General features: G+C 40.1%; 5 protein-coding genes and 1 pseudogene. 5 read left to right on the top strand and 1 reads right to left on the bottom strand.

Annotated elements, in window-relative coordinates:
- The 4 genes from L652_RS0103745 to L652_RS0103730 all read left to right on the top strand — a co-directional run.
- On the top strand, positions 1–2711 hold a 2711-nt coding region (locus L652_RS0103745; protein WP_029770159.1), incomplete at its 5' end, for a TonB-dependent receptor.
- Between the two features lie 71 nt (positions 2712–2782).
- The gene (locus L652_RS0103740; RefSeq protein ID WP_002958277.1) at positions 2783–4339 is read left to right on the top strand and encodes a tryptophan halogenase family protein; all 1557 of its coding nucleotides are present in this window, start codon (positions 2783–2785) and stop codon (positions 4337–4339) included.
- Positions 4340–4377: 38 nt separating this feature from the next.
- Positions 4378–5118 carry a SapC family protein gene (locus L652_RS0103735; protein WP_024603300.1) on the top strand — a complete coding sequence of 247 codons (741 nt, stop codon included), beginning with the start codon at positions 4378–4380 and terminating at the stop codon, positions 5116–5118.
- Positions 5111–5830 carry a DUF6445 family protein gene (locus tag L652_RS0103730; RefSeq protein WP_024595481.1) on the top strand — a complete coding sequence of 240 codons (720 nt, stop codon included), beginning with the start codon at positions 5111–5113 and terminating at the stop codon, positions 5828–5830. The genes L652_RS0103735 and L652_RS0103730 overlap by 8 nt, the downstream gene beginning before the upstream one ends.
- Before the next feature lie 8 nt (positions 5831–5838).
- On the opposite strand, the gene L652_RS0103725 is transcribed toward L652_RS0103730, so the two are convergent.
- Positions 5839–6333 (bottom strand): dual specificity protein phosphatase family protein, encoded by a 495-nt coding sequence (locus tag L652_RS0103725; protein WP_024595482.1) that lies wholly within the window; start codon positions 6331–6333, stop codon positions 5839–5841.
- Between the two features lie 89 nt (positions 6334–6422).
- On the opposite strand from L652_RS0103725, the pseudogene L652_RS0103720 reads away from it, so the two are divergent.
- Positions 6423–7351, top strand: a pseudogene (locus tag L652_RS0103720) (DNA polymerase III subunit epsilon); the annotation flags it as partial.

Here is a 7351-nt window from a genome sequence, read left to right as displayed (position 1 = left end):
TTGGTCGAGCCATGGATGCAAAAAGAGAAGCCGGTGGCGTGGTTGACTCCATTTCAGCAGAAGATATTGGTAAATTTCCTGACACAAATTTAGCCGAGTCTTTGCAACGTATTACTGGGGTTTCAATAGACCGTTCAGGCGGCGAAGGGCAGCTTATTACGGTGCGTGGTTTTGGCCCGCAGTTTAATACTGTACTAGTAAACGGACGCCAAATGGCATCAGAGAATCAAAGCCGTGCATTTAGCTTTGATACCATTGCATCAGAATTGGTTAAAAGCTTAGATGTATTTAAAACCTCAACAGCCACTATGCAATCTGGTGGTATTGGCTCAACAGTAAACGTTAATACGGCACGTCCATTTGCGATTAGTGGCTTTAAAATAGCGGGTAGTGTTAAAGGTATTTACGATGAAAATAGTGAAGAAACCACACCTGAGATTTCTGGCTTAATTAGTAATACATTTAATGATGACACACTGGGTTTGTTGTTTGCCGTTTCTCGTCAAGAACGCGAAACACGCTTAAATCAGGCACAGGTAGACGGCTGGTTAGAAAACGTGGGCGTCCCAAATCCTCAAACTCAAAGCGGGCAAGCATACACCGGTAATATTTTCTCGCCACGTAATTACGATCATAAAGTTACTACAGAGACACGTACACGCACTAATGCAAATTTAGTTATACAGTATGCACCTTCAGATGATTTAGTTATCACTGCTGATGCGCTCTATTCAGATTTTGATGTAGAAGCAGACACAACGTCTTACGGGCACTGGTTTACAGCGCCAAACTTAGAAGGCTTTGGTGATGCTGCAGGCCCAACCGTTGATGAAAATGGCACTGTGGTTGATTTATATCAAGAGGTAGGTCTTGCCACCGATATGCACGCTAAAAAGTTTGATCGTTTAACCAACTCTAGCGCATTAGGTTTAAACTTTGATTGGCATGTAAACGATAACTTAAATATGAAGTTTGATTTGAGCCACTCAAAAGCCAAGCGTGAGGCTAATAATGGCGGTGGCGATCAGCTATCGTTGATTGGCTATGCTAACCGAGTTCGATTTGAAGTGGATGGCGGTATCTTACCTTACGCGAGTGAGTTTGCCTCTGCTAACCCTAACATTTATAGCGGCCAGCAAGAGCTGGACGGTGTTGCTTATAACCCTGCAGTTGCACCTGATGGCGTATCAAATCATTTAGATACAGCCAACAGCCGTGCACACGTAATGCTTCGCCGTGGTTGGGCTGTAGAAGATACTGTGGATCAGTTTCGTTGGGATAGCATTTGGCATAACGATGGCAGCTCAGGCCTAGTTTCGGTTAAATTTGGTACTATGTATTCAACTGAAACTAAAAACCTTGATCGTTGGGACAACGAAGGCGTAGGTATTCACTGTACCTTTTGTGGTTACCCAGATGACCCAAGTATGGATGGCTTAGCGCAATTTGTATTTGACGCAGGAGATGACTTTTTAGGTGATGTGAGCGGCAGCGGTCGTATGCCAACGTCATGGCTTGCACATGATGGAGAGGCAAACTTTGCGTACCTTGAGCAAATAGCTGCGGCGAATGGTCAGCCTATTAGTTTTGATGCAGTTAAACGTAATAAGTCGTTTGAGATAACTGAAGATACTTTCTCGTTTTATACAGAATTTGATTTTGAAGCTGAACTTGCAGGCATGCCTTTATACGCAACAGCGGGCTTTAGATATGAAAGCACCGATGTAAAAGTAAAGGGCACAGATGAGCCGGTTAGCGCGTTAACTATCTTAGATAAAACAGAAATGCTTGCTAATTTCGGCGCCGTAGAAAATATTTCAGCAAGTTCAGATTACGAAGCGATTTTACCTAACTTTAGCGTAAAGCTTGAAATAAGCGATGAGCTAATAGCACGTGCTGCTGTATCACAAACAATTACGCGACCAACACTCGATAGTATGTCGCCTGTAACAGTAATTGAAACAACGCGCCAAGGGGGCAATTTAACATCAAGCTCTGGTAACCCTGCGCTTGAGCCATTTACCTCTGATAACTTAGATTTATCATTAGAGTGGTATTACGCTGATGCCAGTTATTTATCCGCTGGTTACTTTAGAAAGAATGTTGCTAACTTCATTATCAATACCACTGAAGATTTAACCTTTGAATTGTCTGACGGCGGATTGTTGACTGACCCCTCAACAGGTAACGATGTAGATAACCCTGACGCTGCTGACTCGACGGCTGTATTTACAAACACATTACCAAATAATAGCGAATCGGCGATTGTTGATGGCTGGGAAATAGCCTTACAGCATAGTTTTGATAGTGGCTTTGGTTTTATGGTTAATGCAACATTTGTTGATAGTGATGCAGAACTAGACCCTGCAGATATAACTCAAGTATTTGCATTAACAGGCTTAAGCGACTCTTATAATGTGGTTGGCTTTTATGAGAATGGCCCATTTCAGGCGCGTTTAGCCTATAACTGGCGCGATAGCTTTGTACAGTCACTAACACAGTTAAATGGTGATGGTGTGACGATAGTTGAAGACTATGCACAATTCGATGCCAGTGGCAGCTATGATATTACCGAAAATGTATCGGTGTTCTTTGAGGGTATAAACTTAACCGAAGAATACGTACACAAACGTGGTCGCTTCTCTAATCAATTACTAATGGTTGAAGATAGCGGGCGACGTTTTGCGTTAGGTGTTCGTGGAAGTTTCTAACTTAAATAATAAAAGTGGCTTTTACATTTAGTAATAGCCACTTTTTAAATATGCCTTTATAGGTAACAAGCATGAACCAGCAAAATAAAGAAATAAAAACAGTGGTTGTCGTTGGTGGTGGTATAGCAGGCTGGCTAACAGCTGGTCGATTAGCGGCGGACCATAAAAGTAATACCCCCGATGGTCTTAATGTTGTGCTAGTTGAATCTCCAAATGTACCAATTATAGGTGTTGGTGAAGGCACTTGGCCTACCATGCGTAGTACATTAATAGCACTTGGTATTAGCGAAACCGATTTTATACGCGAGTGTGAAGCAAGCTTTAAGCAAGGAGCAAAATTCGCCAAATGGGTGGATGGCAGCGATGATGATTTTTACTATCACCCATTAGTTCTGCCGCAGGGCTTTTCAAAAACCGATATGGCAGGGCATTGGTTAAATAACACAGCAGAGTCAACGTCTTTTTCAAACGCAGTGTGTTACCAAGAAGCTATTTGTGAGCAAGGGCTTGCCCCTAAAACAATTCGTACACCAGAATATGCTGCTATAGCCAATTATGCCTACCATTTAGACTCTGCAAAATTTGCCGTTTTTTTACAAAAACATTGTACGCAGCAGCTAGGCGTTAAACATATTTTAGCTGATGTAACGCAGGTCAATAGTGCTAAAAATGGCGATATTGCAAGCGTTACTACAAAGCAACAAGGTGAAATTAGCGGTGATTTATTTATCGATTGCACTGGTTTTTCATCATTGTTATTAGGCGAGCATTATAAGGTTCCTTTTCAGCCCTGCGATGATGTGCTGTTTATTGATACCGCCTTAGCAGTGCAAGTCCCTTATGAAGATGAAAATGACAGTATTGCATCTCACACAATTTCAACAGCGCAAGAAGCGGGCTGGATATGGGATATAGGATTACAGCATCGCCGTGGGGTGGGCTATGTGTACTCCAGTAAGTACAGTACCGAGTCGCAAGCAAGGGAAAAGCTTAGAGAGTATGTAGGCGATAAAATAGAGTCGTTAACAATTAGAAAAATCCCTATTAAAAGTGGCCACCGCTCACATTTTTGGCAAAACAACTGTGTTGCGGTTGGGCTTTCGGCTGGTTTTTTAGAGCCACTAGAAGCTTCTGCATTGGTATTAGTAGAAATGTCAGCACAAATGATCAGCGAACAACTTCCCCATACCCGGGATATTATGGATATTACCGCCAAACGCTTTAATGAGACGTTTACCTATAGGTGGGGAAAAATAATCGACTTTTTAAAGTTACATTATATTTTATCTACCCGTGACGATAACGCATTTTGGAGCGATAACAGAGACCCTAAAACGATTCCTCAAAGCTTACAAGATCTAATGAAACTATGGCAATACCGCGCCCCTGCTGATCACGACTTTACAAGTAACAATGAGGTGTTTCCAGCTGCGAGTTATCAATATGTTTTATATGGTATGGGCTTTAGAAGTGACTACAGCACAACTGCCTATATGCTTGAAGACACTGTTTTTGCTAAAAGTCAGTTTGATAAAAATAAGAGCATGATAAACCAAGCTGTAACTAACTTACCTAGTAACCGAGAATTATTAAATAAAGTTAAGAATCATGGTTTTAGCACTATTTAGCTTAAAAATTTACACATAAAAACAATAAAGAGACACACATGGAAAATTTAGTCGCATTAGAACAAAGTGCTCATCAGCACATAAAAATAGACACACAAAAGGCACAATCACACGCAGAAAACATTAATATGGTTCCTGTTGTTATGGCAGAACTTAATCAAATTGCTGTTCAGCAGCCTATAGTTTTTGCAAAAAACTCAGAAACAGGGGAGTTTACACTCAATGCTTTATTAGGCTTTGAGCAACATGAGAACTTGTTTTATCAGAACTCGCAGTGGCAGGGTGTGTATTTACCGCTTCAATTACAGCGTCAGCCATTTTTTGTTGGTGATACTCATGCGCAGCAAACTCAATACCCTGTGTGTATTAATTTAAATAGCCCAGCAGTCGTTAATAATCGATCGCAAAGCCAGAATAATTTAGAACCAATTTATACCCAAAGCGCAGAAGAAAGTAGCTATTTCAAACAAATAAAGCAGTGTTTAGGGCATTTACTACAGGGCGAAATAGACAATAAAAAGTTAATTGATACCTTGTTACAGCATGATCTACTGCAGCCATTATCGCTTGAGGTAACGTTTCAGAACAGTCAAAAAACAAAGTTAAACGGCCTATACACTATTAACCAAGAAAGACTCGCACAACTTAATAGTGATCAAATTACACTTTTACATCAAAGCGCTTTATTACCCGCTATTTATACTGTTATAACCTCACTTGGCCAAATATACCCATTGATAGAGCGTAAAAATGCAGTGCTTAATTTAACCGATGATTGATTTTAAACTAAACGAAAATATGGCGTTACACATACATACTGTAGGGGAAGAGAAAACCCCTATTATTGTTATTGATGATTTCGTAAATAATGTAGATGCGCTTATTAATTTTGCTGTGTTTTCTCAAAATGCGAGGGAAACATTTTGCGCACAAGAAAGTGATTTTTACCCAGGAGTAAGAAAAGCAGCACCGCTTAGTTATATCGAGCGGTTAAAAGCGCTTGCGCCAATTATTAATTCACACTTTGATATGGCGGATAAAAGCGAGTTCGATGTAATTCTTTCTGCTTTTTCAATTGCATGCACTGAGCCTGATAAGCTCAGGCCAATACAAATGCTCCCTCATTTTGATACACCTAATATAAATCAACTTGCTATAGTGCACTTTTTATGTGATGAAACTCATGGTGGCACTTCATTTTATAAGCATAGAGCCCTAGGGTACGAACGTATAACAAAAGAGCGGCTTATGCTTTATAGGCAAGCTATTAAGCAACAAGCCATGGCGCAAAAGCTTCATAAAAATCCACAATATATAAATGGAAGTACAACTTTGTTTGAGCAAGTTTACAGTGTAGAGGCAAAGCTAAATCGCGCAGTTATATACCCAAGTAACTTATTGCATTCCGGTAATATAAACGCGTCTAATGGTTATGCCTGTGACCCAGTTAATGGGCGTTTAACTATCAGTAGCTTTGCTGTTTTACGCTAGCTTTTTTATTACCGACTAAAACTCTCAAAGTACTCTTTTTGCAATTCTATAGTAAGCGCTTTAGGGCGAATGTATTGTACTAGGCTGTATACTTCTTCTTTTGTGTAACCTGCCGAATTTAAAATAAGCGCAGCGACCAAACCTGTGCGGCCTGTACCGCCTTTACAATGTATGGCAATGGTTTGTTTGTGTTGTATGGCCTGTAATATGTCGGTTTTGTGGGTGTTCCAGCTTGATGTAAAAGGCTGTTTGGGTGCTTCGTCGTCATTTATAGGTAAATGAAACCAGGTTATATCGTGCTTATTGCACTCACTATTAATTGTTTGTACGTTGTTTTTTTCAAGTTCTTTTTGCGGCATAAGTGAAAGCAGCATGTGAGTGCCAGCAGTTTTTAATGTGGCGATTGAATCCGCTAAGTTTTGTGTTTTTGTGCCAGGGCAGGGCGTAAAAATAATATTTGCGCCGTTATTAAGTGATAAAACATCGTATGGGTGCGCGCTCATGGTAAGTCCTTTATTTTTAATGAATTTGCTTTAATAAGCTCACTATAGCGTGTTTTAGTTACAAGTTTAAGATTGAATAATAAGCATAAATGCTGGATACTGTTTTTATATACAGTTATGGCGATATTATGAAAAAAGAATTACCAGCAAAATACTATTTAGCGCATTTTAGAGAGCTTATTGAGTTTGTAACTAGTAAATGTATGCATTTACTTGAGCCCAAACACAGCGAATTTATTAGTAAAATTAACCAGCTAGATGAGCAAAGCCAATGCATGTTGGCGCGTGTGTACTCGCGAAAGCCTTATTTAGTGCAGGCGCAATCGCTTAATTATGAAGAAATAACCTCGCCGCATCAGGCTATTTATACGCTAAAAAAAGCCGGTATTTTATTTGAGCCAAACGAGCAGCATTATTCGCAGCTTTTAGCGCACTTAACTAAGCCTTCTTTGGTTGAGTTGCTAAGTAATTACAGTGAGCAAATAAGTTTTAAAAAGAGTGCCGCTAAAGGCGCGCTGGTGGATATTGCGCGTGAGTTTTTTAAAGCACGCCCACAAGAGCTTGCGCCACTTTATAGCCAGTATGTAATTAATAACCGCAGTGATTACTACGAGTATTTTGAGTTTTTATTTGCAGGTAAACTAAGCAGTGGAGATGTGAATCATCAAAACCGTTTTGTAATGCGAGACTTAGGCTTAACCGCTACGCGCGAAGGACACAGCGAGAGCTTGTCGCGTTTTGAAACACTTGACGAAGCGCAATCAAACTATTTATTAAACCGTTACCGGTTAGCATTTAAAAATATTACAGATGAGAGCGACTATGTTGCTTTAGCGTCACAGGTTTTAGTGCAAGCTGCACATGGTGCAATTGCCGTTGTATTAAAAAACAAACTATTAGTTAGGCTTTATAGGCAGCTAAAAACAGTTGATAGCGAACTTGCTTTTAGTTTACTTGAAGGGTGCGTGGATGATAGCGAAGCACAAGAAATTCAAATAAGAGAGCAATACAGGCTTGG

Origin of the sequence: Pseudoalteromonas sp. TB25 (assembly GCF_000497995.1) — a bacterium.
Lineage (GTDB): Bacteria > Pseudomonadota > Gammaproteobacteria > Enterobacterales > Alteromonadaceae > Pseudoalteromonas > Pseudoalteromonas distincta.
Note: the sequence above shows the minus strand (reverse complement) of the source record. Positions and strands in the feature narration are given on the sequence as shown.

What these genes read in the sequence shown, in the direction of transcription:
- L652_RS0103735 (WP_024603300.1), top strand. Translation starts at nt 4,378, where the DNA reads ATGGAAAATTTAGTCGCATTAGAACAAAGTGCTCATCAGCACATAAAA.
- L652_RS0103740 (WP_002958277.1), top strand. Translation starts at nt 2,783, where the DNA reads ATGAACCAGCAAAATAAAGAAATAAAAACAGTGGTTGTCGTTGGTGGT.
- L652_RS0103725 (WP_024595482.1), bottom strand. Translation starts at nt 6,333, where the DNA reads ATGAGCGCGCACCCATACGATGTTTTATCACTTAATAACGGCGCAAAT.
- L652_RS0103730 (WP_024595481.1), top strand. Translation starts at nt 5,111, where the DNA reads ATGATTGATTTTAAACTAAACGAAAATATGGCGTTACACATACATACT.